This is a genomic window from Pseudoalteromonas sp. SG45-5, from assembly GCF_014164085.1.
Lineage (GTDB): Bacteria > Pseudomonadota > Gammaproteobacteria > Enterobacterales > Alteromonadaceae > Pseudoalteromonas > Pseudoalteromonas aliena.
The window spans coordinates 1-15,937 of the sequence record NZ_JACJEM010000077.1 but is presented as its reverse complement, the minus strand read 5'-3'; the positions used below and the strand labels follow the sequence as shown (position 1 = coordinate 15,937).

Genomic DNA, 15,937 nt, shown 5'->3' with positions numbered 1-15,937 from the left:
AATTTGTTCAATCTAGGGGCGATTAAATCGCGGCGCGAGGTTTGTAACCTAGTGGGCTAAGTAAAAACCGAGCAACAAAGAGTTAATCGTCCCTAGAAAGAACCCAAAGGGCAGCGCATGTTTGGTATTTATGCTGCGTTATCGCCTATTTATGGGGAATAACCACACTACTTAGGCTCTGTCTTGCCTAAAAACCAAACAGTCTGCTGCAAACTCACCCACCAAAGATCAACACGCCCTAGTCTTACCAGCGCTTTGTGTTTGCATAAGTTATATCTGTTTTTCCTTTTGCTTTAGCAATCGCTTTTTTAGTATTGGGATTAAGCAATAAACGGATTTGGCTGAATGTTTCTTTTGCGAGTATTTTACGTTGTTGTGGCTTATAGCTTTGTTGAGTTACTCGCTTTATTGCGGCGAGTGTATCAGGGGAGCGTTCAAGCAATGTAGTAATCATGTTTTGCGTGGCTTGCTGAGTGTCATCAGTAAGCTGAGTAACTAAACCTAGCTCATTTGCTTGCTCTGCGGTAATAGGATTTGCATGACTTGCAAGCCAAAGGGCTTGGTCGCGCTTAACTAATCCGCTCATCATTACGTTAGCTCCCATGTCAGGGCACAATCCCCAACGGGCTTCCATTATGGCAAGTTTGGCATCAACATGGACTATTCTGTAATCCGCGCCCAATGCTATTTGTAATCCCCCACCTAAACAGTTGCCATTTATTTGTGCAATAACGGGCACGCTTAAAGACTGCCAGCCTAGTACAACTTTTTGTGCCAAATTTTGATTACCAGGCAGCCATTTCATTAATAACTTTATTATATTAAATGGCGATGCCATTACCGCAGCTACATCAAGCCCAGCGCAAAAGTGATCACCTTCACCAGTAATTACAACGGCGCGAACACTGCGATCTTTTTTTATGTTTTTAATTACCTTGCTCAAGTCTATGAACATTTCAAAACTCAATGCATTTTGTTTTTTTTCTCTGCAAAGCGTAACCGTAGCAATACCATTTTGTTTTTCTAGCTTTATCATTACCATACTCCTCCGAACTGTTGCTTTGAGCTTATGTTGTTATGTGTGTTAAGTAAAGTGAGAGACTTTATTGGTAGGCAAAAGTCTTAACTTTCACTTCGATAAATAAAATATATTTAAGAATGTATGAAGTAGGCACAAAAAAATCGAACATTTGAATGTTTTATTATCAAAATGGTGTATAGATTTGATAATATAGTTTTACTTAAAAGCTCATAGGCTAAGCAAATATGTCAGGTCCTCGTTTATATACAGTAGAAGAAGTAACTCATCAGGCTTACGATATTTTTTTAGAGTTAGCGCCAAATAACTTGAGTGAAAAAGATGTCGAAGATTTTAATGAATTTAGAGAAGACCTTGGCTTTATTGAAGAAGATGAGCCCGATGAGCAGTGGCATGATTTTGTTGCCCTAGAAATAGAACCCGAAAGTTTTGTGCAAGTTTTAGTGGGTCTAGAGTTCGAAAACGATGACGTTTTATTTGCTAAGATACTAATAAGCCGCGATAAAGATGCGCCTTTTTGTCATATTCTATGGAAAGAAAGTGAATAAACCAGCCGGTTTATTCATTTATAATGATGTGTAAGAGAGAACATAGTGCCTAAATATTTATTTTTGATTTTTTTAATTATTAGCACCTCAAGTTGGGCTGTTGATCCTTTTGAAGATTTTCATAAATACGGGCAGCTCTCAGATGAAGAAATTCATGATTTGCACAAAGGTGAAATGCTCTACGGCGATACTGAATTTGGCTTTATTTTAAGTAAAGGTAATACTAATTCGACTAGCTTTAAGCTCAAAGGGAATTTATACCAAGACTTTGAGAACTGGCGCAATCAATTCAAAATAGACTCTCTTTATAAGCGTGACGAAAATGATGAGACGGGCGACAGTGACGTAACTGCCAACCGTGTGTTTGTATCGGCGCAAGGTAACTATAAAGTGGGTGTAAAGAACTCATCCTTTTTTATTTACGGCGACTATGAGGAAGATGAGTTTAGTGGGCTTGATTTTAAAAGTACAATTGCAACAGGTTATGGTGCGCGTGTATATCAAGGTTCAAAAAACAAAGTGGATATTGATATAGGGCCAGGTTTGTACCGCTCAGTAGCTGATGATGACTCGGATGTGAGTGACGATGAAATTAATAAAACCGGCTACTTAGTGCGTGTTGCTATGCAATGGGAGCGATTAGTGTCAAAGCGAACTCGTTTTAATCAAGATTTAAGCATTGAGCAGTCACTTTCAGGTCTTAATTCTCGCCTAAAGTCAGAAACAGCATTGATAAGCCAAGTGATTGGTGCGGTATCGCTTAAATTTGCGTATATGTACCGTTATAATTCAAAACCCGAAGATGACAAACTTAAGTTTGATTCAGAACTGAGTGCCACTTTAGTGTATAACTTTTAAGTATTTATTTAATTTTAGAGAGTAATATGTACCAACATAAACAGTATGCCGTGTTTATCTTTTTTGTACTGGCGTGGATTGGTGGCTTTGTTGCGCTAGCATGGAACTTGTTAGGCGCTGATGGACCTTTAATAATATTTTCCGGTATTTTAGTGCTGGTGGGTTTTTTGTTTCACGGGTTAACAGTAAAGGTAGACGATAAAAAAATCAGTTGGGCTTTTGGCCCAGGTGTTGCTGGGCAAAGTATTTTGCTTAGCGAAGTTGCTGAAGCAAAAGCAGTTCAAAATTCATATCGACATGGTATCGGCATACGTATAACTCATGATGGTTGGGTATATACAGTGTCTGGCTTTAGTGCAATTGAACTTACGCTTAAAGATGGCACTATGTACCGAGTCGGCACTAATGATCAAAAAGGGTTATTGGCAGCCTTAAAAGAGAATAAAGTGTCTGTGGCGTTACCAAGCTCTTCAAAAAGTGAACCTAAAGCGGTTAAGCGCAATAATATGATATAAAAAAAGCGCCTTAGGCGCTTTTTTACATGCTTAGCACCATTTTAGTGATCGTGACCACATCCACCTTCGCCGTGTACATGGCCGTGAGTTAATTCGTCTTGTGTTGCATCGCGCACTTCAAGTATTTCTACGTCAAAGTTAAGTGTAATGCCTGCAAGCGGGTTATTGCCATCTACAATCACTTCTTCATCTTGAATATCGATGATCATTACAGACTGATCGCCGTCATCTGTTGATGCACGAAATTGCATACCGACTTCAATTTCCATATCTTCAAACATGGATTTAGGCACAGCTTGCATAAGGTTGTCGTGGCGTTCGCCGTAACCGTCTTCAGGTTCAACTTTCACACTAAGCGTATCGCCAGCTTGTTTTCCTTGTAAAGCATTTTCTAAGCCTGAAATTAAGTAGCCTGTGCCAATAATAAAATGCAGTGGCTCACCACCAAACGAATTATCAATGCTATTGCCATCATTATCCATTACCGAATAGTGCATTTTTACTACTTTATTTGCCGCAACGATCATAGTCATTCCTATTTATTCATCTTCAAGAGAGTAGGGTAGAGGCAGAATGCTTAGCTCCACCTGAGGTGTGTGTTTTGCACGAAGTACTTGAGTTACATCAGTATCGTTTGGCAACACAACGAGGCCAGTTAATATATTTTTTTGCTCATCAAAACTTTGCGCGATGAGCTTGCCCGCACGACGCCAGTTTTCGCCTAATTGGGTTTCTATGTCTGGCTCTAAAAGTACGCCTTCACTTTGACCTGAAACGATATACATGGCGCGTTTATTTTTACCAAGGTATTTCATCCGGGCCACTGTTTCTTGACCTGTGTAACAGCCTTTTTTAAAGCTAATACCTTCGATTGCTTGTAAATTAACCATTTGTGGGACGTACTCACCTATAGCATCGCTGCTCAATTGCGGCTCGCCAGCTAAAATTGCCGCTTGTTGCCATGGTGCGTCCGTATCAAGAGTCGATATATTGTCAGGAATACTAAACTGATTATTAACCATAAGTAATACGCGATTATCAGCCAATTTTAATGCTTTACCATGGTTAAAGTCGCATGCTGTAGAATCGTTTTCAAACGTTATATTTAGTTGTGTTAATACGTCAGTTAAATCATCGCCAATTAAGCCAATTAACCGTTGCGAAGCGGCACTGATCTCTACTTTTGCAAACACGGCGTATTTTTTAAGTTCTGCTAGCGATTTTTCTATTTCACCTTCACTGCCTGTAAGGTAGTAGGTATCTTGATGTGAGAATAATTTAAATACACCCCAAAGCTTACCTTTGGCACTGCAATGACCAGCCCATAAATAATTGCTGCTGGTTAATTTATTAAGATCTTGAGTAATTTGTCCGTGCAGATAAGATAATTTATCAACGCCGTTAAGGCTAATAAGTTGATGAGATAATGGACATGCATAAACGCTCGACATAAAAACCTTCTTTGCAAAATAAATGAAGTGACATAATAACGCAGTTGTTACGTATGGTACAGACAAGCGCCTACTGCTGTGGGTTTATTATTTAATGAGAGATTAATAGCTGCTAAATTGCTGTGTATTTGTTAAACTCGAATCAATTAAGTATGAGGTTTAAAATGGTTGAAATTCATAGTAAAGCACGTATTCGTTGGGCTTGTCGTCGTGGTATGTTAGAGCTAGACGTTTTGTTTATGCCGTTTGTTGAAGACGCGTACGATTCTTTAAATGCAGAGCAGCAAGCTATTTTTCAGCGTTTGCTAACTGAAGAAGACCCTGATTTATTCGCATGGTTTATGGGCCATCAAGAATGTAAAGATGAGCAGTTAAATGCCATGGTTCAACTTATTCTAGATAGAGTTCGTGTATAGATTTACTGTTACAAATAATAAAGTAGACCACAAACCGATTGTGGTCTTTTTTTGTATGCTCACTTTAGTTTTGTGTTTGTTTTTAAACTCTGTATTAGCCATGTTTTTTTGTGTGGTTGTTTGTTCGGTGGCAGGGTCATTTGTTTGGCGTAAAACTGTCGCTTCGCATCCAATGCAGGGGGTTGTCATTTTAGAGTCAAACTTATTTAGATTTGAAAGTGACTCACTTAAGATTCAAGGCGAAATAAATTATAAAAGCCGTATTATTGGCAACAGTGTGTGGCTATATATTAAAGGTTTTAGTAATAGCCGTTGGCTAATTATTTCAGCCAACAGCGTTAATGAGCAAAGTTATACCCGGTTAAAGCGGGCTACGCTAAGCGCGATTAATCGCGCTGCGGATTCAAAATAGTCGGTGTTGGGTTTTCATTTTGCTCTGGGTAGTCAATTGTGTAATGCAAACCACGGCTTTCTTTTCGCTCCATTGCACTTCTTATTATTAATTCAGCAACTTGCACTAAGTTACGTAGCTCTAATAAGTTATTACTTACTCTAAAATTAGCGTAATAGTCGTGTATTTCTTGCTGTAATAATTCGACACGATGCAGCGCCCGTTCTAAGCGCTTAGTTGAGCGTACAATACCTACGTAATCCCACATAAATAATCGCAGTTCATGCCAGTTGTGAGTAATTACAATTTCTTCATCGGAGTTACTAACACGGCTTTCATCCCAATTTGGTAATACCATCGGCTCTGGTGCATGCTCTATTTTACTTAAAATGTCTTTTGCTGCGGCATGGGCAAAAACAATGCACTCTAGTAATGAATTACTCGCCATTCGATTTGCACCATGTAGGCCTGTATAAGCAACTTCACCTACAGCGTATAAGTTATCTAAATCGGTTTTGCCATTAAAGTCGGTCATTACACCGCCACACGTGTAATGTGCGGCCGGTACAACCGGAATTGCTTCTTTGGTTATATCAAGCCCTACACTTAAGCATTTTGCGTAAATAGTCGGAAAGTGCTCAATAATAAATTCTTTGTCTTTATGGCTAATGTCTAGGTATACGCAGTTTGCACCAAGGCGTTTCATTTCAAAGTCGATTGCCCGCGCGACTATATCTCGAGGTGCTAGTTCTTCCCGGCTGTCAAAGTCTTTCATAAAGCGGGTGCCATCAGGGCGTTTTAGGTAGGCGCCTTCGCCACGCATCGCTTCAGTAATTAAAAAGTTTTGCAGTTCAGGGTGATACAGGCTTGTTGGATGAAATTGATTAAACTCCATATTAGCTACTTTACAGCCTGCCCGCCACGCCATTGCAATGCCATCACCGCTTGATACATCTGGGTTTGATGTATAAAGGTACACTTTACTAGCACCGCCAGTTGCAAGGGCTACAAATTTAGCTGAAATAGTTTCTACTTTTTTCGCTTTTTTGTTCCACACATACATACCTTCAATGTGTGAGCCCGCTTTACCCGCGCTTTTATCTGAAATCAAATCAATTGCGTTATACTGCTCAAGTAGAGTGATGTTTTTATGTAACTTTACTTGGCTTATCAGTGTCGTTTGCACAGCTTTACCAGTTGCGTCAGCGGCATGCAAAATACGACGATGGCTGTGGCCGCCTTCTCGTGTTAAATGAAAACGCTCTTTACCTTTGCTGTCAAACTCCATATCAAAAGGCACGCCTTGGTCAATCAACCATTGTAAGCAGTCATGTGCATTACTTGCAGTATAATGAACAGCTTCCCTGTCGCACAAACCACCGCCAGCATCTAATGTATCTTCAACATGCGATTCAATACTGTCATTTTGTTTATCAAATACAGCCGCTATACCGCCTTGCGCATAAAGAGTGGAGCCTTCAGTGAGTGCACCTTTGCTGATCACAGTAACGTTACAATAGTTAGCTAAAGACAAGGCAAGTGATAATCCAGCTGCGCCGCTACCGATAATAGCGACATCTGCAATGTGATGTTTATTTTGGTTCATGTCAGGGGTACTTTGCGGTTACAATGCCCTAATAGAGCAATATTTGTTTTCAATATCTGTAGTTGTATCATATTTGTCATATTACTACGTAGTGATTTTAATAGCTTAGTGCTGTTATTTATCAACTATTTTATATAAAAATAATATTAAGCAGAACTTTTTATTCATGTCGGGGTCAGAGTATTTGTGAACAATGGCGATAATATGAATAACAAGCAAAAATCAGACATAGGAGTACCGGCTCGAATGAGCGAGCAGGAATTAGATTTAGTGCTGGTAAAAAGGGTTCAGCAAGGCGATAAAAATGCCTTTAACCTATTGGTAAAGAAGTATCAAAACAAAATTGCAGGCTTGATCTCACGTTATGTATCGAATCAAGGTGATGTTGCAGATGTAGCACAAGAAGCATTTATTAAAGCTTATCGTGCGCTTCCTAACTTTAGAGGTGATAGCGCCTTTTATACTTGGTTATACCGTATTGCCGTTAATTGTGCTAAAAATTACTTAGTAGCGCAGGGCCGTAAACCGCCAGCAAATGATATAGATGCTGAAGAAGCTGAATTTTATGATTGTGCGGATTCGATGCGTTCAAATGCATCCCCTGAAAACCTTCTTTTAAGCGAAGAGGTGCGCGCTGTTATTTTTAATACGATTGATAGTTTGCCTGAAGATCTTAAAACCGCAATTACCCTCAGAGAAATCGAAGGGATGAGCTATGAAGAAATAGCCGTGGTAATGGATTGCCCAGTCGGGACGGTACGTTCGCGTATATTTCGTGCCCGTGAAGCAATTGATAACAAATTAAACCCATTAATAGGCGAGTCTTAGTATGACAAAAGCACACCTCAACAAGTTAGATAACGAAACGTTATCAGCACTACTTGATGGCGAGCAACATCTAGCAGATGCAAAAGTTGCAGATCACGATGTCGCTACGTTTGGTCGTTATGCGTTAATTGGTGATGCAATGCGTGCTCAAAAAAATAATCAGGACATACATATTGATATTAGCGATCGCGTTGCATTAGCATTAGAAAACGAGCCTGTTTATGCTGACTTCAACCAGCCAAATACAGAGCCTCAAGCAATTACTGAAACAATGCAAGGTAACAATGTTGTTGCGTTTAATTGGCGTAAGCCGGTGGCTCAGTTAGCAATTGCAGCAAGTGTCGCGATGTTTGCTATTGTGGGAGTTAATACACTTCCTCAAAATAACGAGCAGCAAAATGAAATCCCGTTATTGCAAACCACACCTTTAACAGGAATGGCGTCTCCAGTGAGTTATTCATCTGAACCTGCGCTTGAAAATGCTGAACAAGGTTTACGCGAATTACAACAGCAACGTATTGGTGCATTAGTTTTAGAACATCAACGCCAAGCACGTGTTGCTAACTCGCTCCAAACAGCGCAAAATGATACGAAAGCGCAAGACGGAAAAAACTAATTAAATGAAAGTAATCACTTTTGTTCTGTCGTTAGCACTAAGTTTTAATGTACTTGCTAGCGACACAAACCCTGCAAAAAACCTCTTACTCGAAATGGCTAATGCCGTTCATAATCGTAACTTTGATGCTTCGTTTGTTGTTGTGAAAGGTAAAACGATGGAGCCGTATCGCTGGGTCCATGCCAAACAAGGCAATACAGAACTTGAGCATTTAAGCTTACTCAATGGCGCTGGCCTTGAAATGGTTCGCGTTAATGATCAGGTGACTTATTTCGAGCCACAATCAGAACCCTATTCCCTTAAAACAGACTCGATTGCGGGTCCAATTCCTGAAGTACTATTTAAAAATATTGAACGATTAAGTGCACATTATGACTTTGTACTTGGTGGAAAAGGTCGTATTGCAGGTCGAGCGGCTCAATTAGTGCGTATTGAATCCAAAGATGAGTACAAATATAACTACTGGATTTGGCTTGATATGGAGTCGTCGTTATTATTAAAAGCGGCGTATGTTAATCATAAAGGTGAAGCGTTGGAGCAACTGCAGTTAACACATATTAGTGTTACAGAGCAGCCTGCACCTATGTTACTTGAGGTGCTTAATCGCGATTTTCCGACTCCTTTACCTGAAAGTGCTATCGAAAATACAGATAGTGCAGTAACAAACTGGAAAATCAGTTGGTTACCTGATGGTTTTAAGCTATTAAAATCTGATAGACATAAATTAGATTTAAATAATGAGTTAACAGATTACTACTTGTTTTCAGATGGTTTTGTTGATGTATCGGTATTTATACAGCGCCCGTTACCAGGTAAGCGCTTAAGCGGTGCATTAACGTCTGGCGCAACGACTGTATACGTGCATAATGGTGGTAATTTTGATGTATCGGTTGTTGGTAATGTCCCGAGCATGACTGCAAAAGCAATTGCTGAGTCAGTGACTCGCGCATTATAAGCGATTCGTAAGGATTGTTATGATTGAACAAACTCTCACCGTTGTGGCCTTAAATGGCCACACTGCACATTTAGAAGCACAGCAAAAACAAGCTTGCGAAGGGTGTAATGGTCGTTGTGGCTCACAAGTATTTAGCAAATTGTTTGGTACAGCAAAAAAAACATTTCCCTATAAATTTGACTCACCTGTTGAGATCGGTCAAAAAATTACCCTTTCCTTAGATGATAGCCATGTTGTAAAGCATGCTTTTGCTGTGTATATGCTTCCACTATTTTTTAGCCTCATTTTTGCATTGATTACATCAGAGTTGTTTTTACTATCTGAAGGCTGGCAAATACTTGCTGCGATTATTGGTGGAATGTTTGGCTTTTTTATAGCTAAAACACGCGTTAAATCACTTAAGCACGATATAAAAGTAATAAAAATTCACCCAATTAGTATCCCTTTAACTCAAATAGATGGTGATTGACGCCAATTAAATGTAAAATTGCCGTTTTACACCAAAGTAACTTGGAAATACAGGGGGCAGTGGTTTTTAAAATTAATTTTATCTGGTGAAATATTTAATTTAGCTAAGCCTAAGTTATTGTTATTAAAGAAATGAATTGTTTTAAACCCATCTGAAAAAACATGAGTAAAGTCTGTTACACACACGCTGAATTCATCGCAACCTAAAGTAAGTATTTTCAAGTCACTTAGGTATTCATAGTTAGTCCATTAAAATAGAAGTATAGAATCCAGTTTATGAAGCATATCCGTAATTTTTCGATCATCGCCCATATTGACCATGGTAAATCGACCCTTTCAGATCGTTTGATCCAAGTTTGTGGCGGTTTAACCGACCGTGAAATGCAAAAACAGGTTTTGGATTCAATGGATATTGAGCGCGAACGTGGTATTACCATTAAAGCGCAAAGTGTAACGTTGAATTACAAAGCGAATGATGGTGAAACTTACCAACTTAATTTCATCGATACTCCAGGGCATGTTGATTTTACTTATGAAGTATCGCGTTCTTTAGCAGCTTGTGAAGGTGCACTGCTTGTTGTTGATGCCGGCCAAGGTGTGGAAGCACAAACATTAGCTAACTGCTACACGGCTATTGAAATGGAATTAGAGGTAATCCCTGTACTGAACAAAATCGATTTACCGCAGGCGGATCCACTTCGAGTAGCAGAAGAAATTGAAGAAATAATTGGTATTGATGCCCTTGATGCAGTGCAATGTAGCGCTAAAACGGGTGTAGGTATTGCCGAAGTGCTCGAAATGATTGTTAGAGATGTTCCACCGCCAGTAGGTGACAAAGATGCACCTCTACAAGCACTTATTATTGATTCGTGGTTTGACCCATACCAAGGCGTTGTATCACTAGTGCGTATTAAGCATGGCGAATTACGTACTGGCGATAAAATTAAAATCATGTCTAATGAGCATGTTCACACAGCCGACCAAGTAGGTATATTTACACCTAAGCAAACTAACACGGGTATTTTAAGAACTGGTGAAGTAGGGTTTGTTATTGCTGGCATTAAAGAGATACATGGTGCGCCAGTGGGCGACACGATAACACATCAAAAAAATGCGGCACCACTTCGCTTACCTGGCTTTCAAAAAATAAAACCACAGGTTTATGCCGGTATGTTTCCAATTGCATCAGATGAGTATGAATCATTCCGTGATGCACTTAACAAATTAAGCTTAAACGATGCGTCGTTATTCTTTGAACCAGAGAATTCAACGGCACTTGGTTTTGGTTTCCGCTGTGGCTTTTTAGGCATGCTGCACATGGAAATCATTCAAGAACGCTTAGAGCGCGAATACGATATTGATTTAATTACCACAGCACCAACAGTAATTTATGAAATAGTAACTAAGGACGAACGTACTTTCCAAATCGATAATCCTTCTGATTTACCCGCAGTAAATGACATCGTAGAAATACGTGAGCCGATTGTTGAAGCTAATATTTTGGTACCACAGGAATACCTAGGTAATGTAATTACTTTGTGTATCGAAAAGCGTGGTAGCCAAACCAAAATGACCTATCACGGTAAGCAAGTAGCTGTTACGTACGAGCTACCTATGGCTGAAGTGGTCATGGACTTTTTTGATAAATTAAAATCAACTAGCCGTGGTTTTGCCTCGCTAGATTATAACTTTAAGCACTTCCAAACGTCAGACATGGTACGGGTTGATATTTTAATTAATGGTGAGCGTGTTGATGCGCTTGCAATTATTGCACACAGAGATGGTGCACAATCTCGTGGTCGTCAGTTAGCTGATGCATTAAAAGAGCTTATTCCTCGTCAGATGTTTGATATTGCGATTCAAGCAGCGATAGGGCAGCATGTTATCGCACGTACCACGGTAAAACAGTTGCGTAAAAACGTAATTGCAAAGTGTTACGGTGGTGATGTAAGTCGTAAGAAAAAACTACTTAAAAAGCAAAAAGATGGTAAAAAACGCATGAAGCAAGTGGGCAATGTAGAAGTGCCTCAAGAAGCGTTTTTAGCTATTTTAAAAGTTGGTAAATAAAAACAAAGGATTATAAATGGCCGGTTACTTTTCAGTTTTATTGGTGCTATTAACCCTAGGCTCAGGTTTGATATGGTTAATAGATCACTTAATGTTTGCACCTAAAAGGCAAGCGCGTCTAGCAATAGCGCAAACGTCTGCCGGTGCTCCGTTAGATGAAGAAACAGCGGCATTAATAGCGCCAGAGCCAGTAATAACAGAAACTGCAAAGTCGATATTTCCGATGATTGCTGCTATTACTATTTTTAGATCATTCATTTTTGAACCGTTTCAAATTCCATCCGGTTCGATGATGCCTACTTTGCTTGTAGGTGATTTTATTTTAGTACAAAAATATTCATACGGTATAAAAGACCCTGTCTGGCGTACTCAGTTGGTTGAAATGGACGAACCTGAGCGTGGTGACATTGTTGTATTTAAATACCCGCTAGATGATAAAGTTGACTATATTAAACGTACAATAGGCTTGCCTGGAGATAAAGTTGTTTATCGTGATAAACGCTTATATATCCAGCCAAACTGCAGTGAAGGTGAAACCCGAAAAGGTGAGCTTTTATGTAATGAATTTAACAAAATTGATTTTAAATTAATTAATGATGACGAATTTAAGCAAGGCCCGATGCCTCTTGCACGTGTAAGTGAAAATTTGACCACGGTTACGCATGATATTTTAATTAACCCACAAACACCTGAAAGAAAAGGGCGTTATTATCAGCAACTAGGTACGCCTGCTGATGAATGGGTTGTTCCTGCTGATCATTATTTTATGATGGGTGATAACCGCGACAACAGCCAAGATGGTCGCTTTTGGGGCTTTGTACCAAAAGAAAACTTGGTGGGTAAAGCTGTCTTTATATGGATGAGTTTTGAATTTGAGAATGGCCCAGATGATATTTTACCAGGATGGGTTCCAACTGGTGTTCGTTTTGAACGCCTAGGTAATATTCAGTAACAATGAAAAAAAATGTAACCGAACTATACAATAAAATTGGCTATGAATTTGCTGATCAAGGTTTACTTGAACAGGCAATGACGCATCGCAGTCATAAAGGTCAACATAATGAACGACTAGAGTTTTTAGGCGATTCTATTTTGAGCTTTGTAATAGCGAATGCGCTTTATGCTAAATTTCCTAAAGCGCGTGAAGGCGATTTAAGTCGCATGCGCTCAACGCTTGTACGTGGTCAAACACTCGCTGAATTTGGACTTGAATTTGGTCTTGGTGATTACCTGCGCCTAGGTCCAGGTGAGCTTAAAAGTGGTGGATTCCGCCGTGAGTCAACCCTTGCTGATGCTGTAGAGGCTATTATTGGCGCTGCATTTTTAGATTCAGGTATTGAGCGCTGTGGCGAACTAATATTGGCGTGGTATGAATCACGCTTGGATGCTATTTCACCAGGGCTTAATCAAAAAGATCCGAAGACCTTGCTGCAAGAGCATCTACAGGGCCGTAAGTTACCTTTGCCAGGCTATACTGTGGTTGATACACAAGGCCAAGCACACAATCAAACATTCACGGTTGAATGTATTGTTGATGGAATGGATAGCATAATTTCTGTTGGTAGCTCGCGCCGTAAAGCCGAACAAAAAGCTGCTGAAAAAGCATTGAAGATAATTAAAAATGAATCTTGATACTCTAATACAACCTCATGACGGCGATGTAGATACGTTTTGTGGCATGGTCGCTATTGTAGGACGTCCAAACGTTGGTAAATCAACTTTACTTAATGAAATCATTGAGCAAAAGGTGAGCATTACCTCTCGCAAACCGCAAACCACCCGCCATCGTATTATGGGTATTCATACCGAAGGTAAATACCAAGCAATTTATATCGATACGCCAGGGTTACATGTTGAAGAAAAGCGTGCCATTAACCGTTTAATGAACCGTGCAGCATCAAGTTCAATTGGTGACGTAGAGCTTATTATATTTGTTGTCGAAGGCACTCACTGGAATGCTGATGACGATATGGTACTTAACAAAGTATCACAAAGTGGTAAGCCGGTATTATTAGTTATTAATAAAATTGACCAAGTTAAAGACCGCGATCTTGTGTTACCGCACATGAAGTGGCTAGGTGATAAGTTTGATTTTGTAGGCATCATGCCGGTATCTGCAAAGCAAGGTAAGAACATAGACTTGATTAAGGCTGAAGTAACTAAACGTTTACAGCCATGTGAATTTTACTTCCCTGATGATTATGTAACCGATCGTTCAATGCGCTTTATGGCGGCTGAAGTTATTCGTGAAAAGCTAATGCGCTTCATGGGTGAAGAGCTTCCATATTCAGTTACTGTTGAAATAGAACAGTTTAAATGGCAAGAAAATGGTATTTGGCACATCAACGGCTTAATACTAGTCGAACGTGAAACTCAAAAGCGCATGGTTATTGGTAATAAGGGCGAAAAGCTTAAAGTTATTGGCCGTGAAGCGCGTAAAGATCTCGAAGAAATGCTTGATAATAAAGTGTTTTTAGAGCTTTGGGTAAAAGTTAAATCAGGTTGGGCTGATGACGAGCGAGCACTTCGAAGCTTAGGTTACGGTGAAGACTAAACTAAAAAGCTACCTAGTATATGGATAGCGATTTCTACACTGCCTATTTATTACATCGACGTCCTTATAGTGACTCGCAAGTAATGCTTGATATGTTAGTAGAAGGTGTTGGTCAGCTTAGAATGATTGCACGAATTAGTGGCCGCCAGGCCACTAAACACAAAGCCCAGTTACAACCTTTTCAACCCCTGCTTGTTCATTACAGTGGCAAGTACGATCTAAAGTACATCAATAAATTTGAGCTACACGGCGCACCACTTTTTTTAAAAGGTGATGAACTTTATTGCGGCTTTTATTTAAATGAGTTAACTAACCGGATTGTGCCTATAAACGAGCCTATAGAGCAGGTTTTTGAACTTTATAAAACACATTTAGAAAATTTAAACAGTGGTGCTAATTTACAAGCAGTGCTTCGTTCGTACGAATTTCAATTATTAGAACTACTTGGTTATGGAGTCGATTTTAGTTTTGACGCCAGTGGTGAGCCAATAGATGAAAAGCAAACGTATAGCTATTTCCCTGAGTTTGGATTTTTAGTGCAAGATGATAATCGCTCTGGTTTTAGTGGTTTACAATTAAATGCAATAGCAAATCATGACTTTAGCCAAACTGATGTGTTATATATGGCAAAACAATTAAGTCGATATTTGTTAAAGCCTTTATTAGGTAACAAGCCATTAAAAAGTCGTGAGCTATTTGCGGCTACTCAATAAACGTAATTTTACAGGTAAAATAATGAAAGATATTCTTTTGGGTGTAAACGTTGACCATATTGCAACGCTTCGCCAAGCGCGTGGAACGACTTATCCTGATCCTGCTCATGCGGCAAGTGTTGCTGAGCATGCTGGTGCTGATGGCATCACTATTCATTTACGTGAAGATCGTCGCCACATTCAAGATCGCGATGTTTATGTAATGGCTAAAACGATTCAAACACGGATGAATTTTGAAATTGCTGTTACTGATGAAATGATTGCAATAGCACTTGATATAAAACCTGAATATGTTTGCCTAGTCCCTGAAAAACGTGAAGAGTTAACCACAGAAGGTGGTTTAGACGTCGCGGGCAATATGGGAAAAATAAAAGCAGCAACTAAAACATTAACCCAAGCTGGGATTAAAGTATCACTGTTTATTGATGCGGATATTGCACAATTAGATGCGGCAAAAGTATGCGGTGCGCCTTATGTAGAAATACACACTGGCGCATATGCTGATGCAACAAATGATACTGATTTAAATAAAGAGCTTGAACATATTCGTGAAGGCGTGAAATATGCAGCCAGTATTGGCTTAATTGTAAATGCAGGACATGGCCTTCATTATCACAATGTAAAACCAATTGCCGCTATGCCAGAGATTTATGAGCTAAACATTGGCCACGCTATTATTGCCCGCGCAGCCATTGATGGTTTAGATAAAGCGGTTCGTGATATGAAACGCTTAATGCTTGAAGCACGTACTTAATTAACCTGAACTCTGGATAATAAATCTATCTCAAGCAGCTATTTTCAGCGCTAACTACGTTGAATTTACTTGCAATAGGCCAGCTATTGACGCGTAAGTTCGCCTTGTTTTCACTGAAAATCTCTGGCTAGAGAAAAATAAATTTAAATATCATTATG

The 15,937-nt window shown here is 39.5% G+C and carries 19 protein-coding genes; 15 read left to right on the top strand and 4 right to left on the bottom strand.

The window, feature by feature from the left end; all coding sequences use genetic code 11:
- Nucleotides 1-244: 244 nt before the first annotated feature.
- Nucleotides 245-1,036, bottom strand: a complete 792-nt coding sequence (locus tag H5119_RS18585) for a crotonase/enoyl-CoA hydratase family protein (RefSeq protein WP_182703286.1) — start codon at nt 1,034-1,036, stop codon at nt 245-247.
- A 230-nt stretch (nt 1,037-1,266) separates the two neighbouring features.
- Here H5119_RS18585 and H5119_RS18580 point away from each other — a divergent pair, with 230 nt between their 5' ends.
- Genes H5119_RS18580 through H5119_RS18570 form a run of 3 tightly spaced genes read left to right on the top strand, consistent with a single transcriptional unit; the run spans nt 1,267 to nt 2,960 of the window.
- On the top strand, nt 1,267-1,587 hold the full coding sequence (locus H5119_RS18580; RefSeq protein WP_077537153.1) for an HI1450 family dsDNA-mimic protein: 321 nt from the start codon (nt 1,267-1,269) through the stop codon (nt 1,585-1,587).
- 45 nt (nt 1,588-1,632) lie between these two features.
- Nucleotides 1,633-2,445 carry a DUF481 domain-containing protein gene (locus H5119_RS18575; protein WP_182703285.1) on the top strand — a complete coding sequence of 271 codons (813 nt, stop codon included), beginning with the start codon at nt 1,633-1,635 and terminating at the stop codon, nt 2,443-2,445.
- 26 nt (nt 2,446-2,471) lie between these two features.
- Nucleotides 2,472-2,960 (top strand): hypothetical protein, encoded by a 489-nt coding sequence (locus H5119_RS18570; protein WP_182703284.1) that lies wholly within the window; start codon nt 2,472-2,474, stop codon nt 2,958-2,960.
- Nucleotides 2,961-3,001: 41 nt separating this feature from the next.
- Here the strand turns inward: H5119_RS18570 and H5119_RS18565 are convergent, their stop codons facing one another.
- Complete coding sequence (locus tag H5119_RS18565) at nt 3,002-3,487, bottom strand: peptidylprolyl isomerase (protein WP_077537156.1); 486 nt, start codon at nt 3,485-3,487, stop codon at nt 3,002-3,004.
- 12 nt (nt 3,488-3,499) lie between these two features.
- Entirely contained in the window at nt 3,500-4,411 is a 912-nt protein-coding gene (locus tag H5119_RS18560; RefSeq protein WP_182703283.1) for a folate-binding protein YgfZ, read from the bottom strand.
- Between the two features lie 164 nt (nt 4,412-4,575).
- Between H5119_RS18560 and H5119_RS18555 the strand changes: the two genes are divergently transcribed.
- Both H5119_RS18555 and H5119_RS18550 read left to right on the top strand, forming a co-directional pair.
- The gene (locus H5119_RS18555) at nt 4,576-4,827 is read left to right on the top strand and encodes a succinate dehydrogenase assembly factor 2 (protein ID WP_077537158.1); all 252 of its coding nucleotides are present in this window, start codon (nt 4,576-4,578) and stop codon (nt 4,825-4,827) included.
- Between the two features lie 55 nt (nt 4,828-4,882).
- The gene (locus H5119_RS18550; RefSeq protein WP_182703282.1) at nt 4,883-5,239 is read left to right on the top strand and encodes a hypothetical protein; all 357 of its coding nucleotides are present in this window, start codon (nt 4,883-4,885) and stop codon (nt 5,237-5,239) included.
- On the opposite strand, the gene nadB is transcribed toward H5119_RS18550, so the two are convergent.
- Nucleotides 5,214-6,824 carry an L-aspartate oxidase gene (gene nadB / locus H5119_RS18545; protein ID WP_077537160.1) on the bottom strand — a complete coding sequence of 537 codons (1,611 nt, stop codon included), beginning with the start codon at nt 6,822-6,824 and terminating at the stop codon, nt 5,214-5,216. The two genes, H5119_RS18550 and nadB, sit on opposite strands and share 26 nt — an antisense overlap.
- A 246-nt stretch (nt 6,825-7,070) precedes the next feature.
- Here nadB and rpoE point away from each other — a divergent pair, with 246 nt between their 5' ends.
- The 10 genes from rpoE (at nt 7,071) to pdxJ (ending at nt 15,779) form a co-directional block, all read left to right on the top strand.
- Complete coding sequence (rpoE, locus tag H5119_RS18540; RefSeq protein ID WP_077538947.1) at nt 7,071-7,652, top strand: RNA polymerase sigma factor RpoE; 582 nt, start codon at nt 7,071-7,073, stop codon at nt 7,650-7,652.
- Nucleotide 7,653: 1 nt separating this feature from the next.
- Nucleotides 7,654-8,268, top strand: a complete 615-nt coding sequence (locus H5119_RS18535) for a sigma-E factor negative regulatory protein (protein WP_182703281.1) — start codon at nt 7,654-7,656, stop codon at nt 8,266-8,268.
- Between the two features lie 4 nt (nt 8,269-8,272).
- Nucleotides 8,273-9,223: a MucB/RseB C-terminal domain-containing protein gene (locus tag H5119_RS18530; protein WP_077537162.1), complete on the top strand. Its 951-nt coding sequence runs from the start codon at nt 8,273-8,275 to the stop codon at nt 9,221-9,223.
- A gap of 19 nt (nt 9,224-9,242) precedes the next feature.
- Nucleotides 9,243-9,692, top strand: coding sequence for a SoxR reducing system RseC family protein (locus H5119_RS18525; RefSeq protein WP_182703280.1), 450 nt, complete (start codon nt 9,243-9,245; stop codon nt 9,690-9,692).
- A gap of 275 nt (nt 9,693-9,967) precedes the next feature.
- Nucleotides 9,968-11,758, top strand: coding sequence for a translation elongation factor 4 (lepA, locus tag H5119_RS18520; RefSeq protein WP_182703279.1), 1,791 nt, complete (start codon nt 9,968-9,970; stop codon nt 11,756-11,758).
- A 16-nt stretch (nt 11,759-11,774) separates the two neighbouring features.
- Nucleotides 11,775-12,710: a signal peptidase I gene (gene lepB, locus H5119_RS18515; RefSeq protein WP_182703278.1), complete on the top strand. Its 936-nt coding sequence runs from the start codon at nt 11,775-11,777 to the stop codon at nt 12,708-12,710.
- A 2-nt stretch (nt 12,711-12,712) separates the two neighbouring features.
- On the top strand, nt 12,713-13,390 hold the full coding sequence (gene rnc, locus H5119_RS18510) for a ribonuclease III (protein ID WP_182703277.1): 678 nt from the start codon (nt 12,713-12,715) through the stop codon (nt 13,388-13,390).
- Nucleotides 13,380-14,312 carry a GTPase Era gene (era, locus tag H5119_RS18505; protein WP_182703276.1) on the top strand — a complete coding sequence of 311 codons (933 nt, stop codon included), beginning with the start codon at nt 13,380-13,382 and terminating at the stop codon, nt 14,310-14,312. Before rnc ends, era begins: the two co-directional genes overlap by 11 nt.
- Before the next feature lie 20 nt (nt 14,313-14,332).
- Nucleotides 14,333-15,025, top strand: coding sequence for a DNA repair protein RecO (recO, locus tag H5119_RS18500; protein ID WP_077537168.1), 693 nt, complete (start codon nt 14,333-14,335; stop codon nt 15,023-15,025).
- 22 nt (nt 15,026-15,047) lie between these two features.
- On the top strand, nt 15,048-15,779 hold the full coding sequence (gene pdxJ / locus H5119_RS18495) for a pyridoxine 5'-phosphate synthase (protein WP_182703275.1): 732 nt from the start codon (nt 15,048-15,050) through the stop codon (nt 15,777-15,779).
- Nucleotides 15,780-15,937 lie beyond the last annotated feature (158 nt).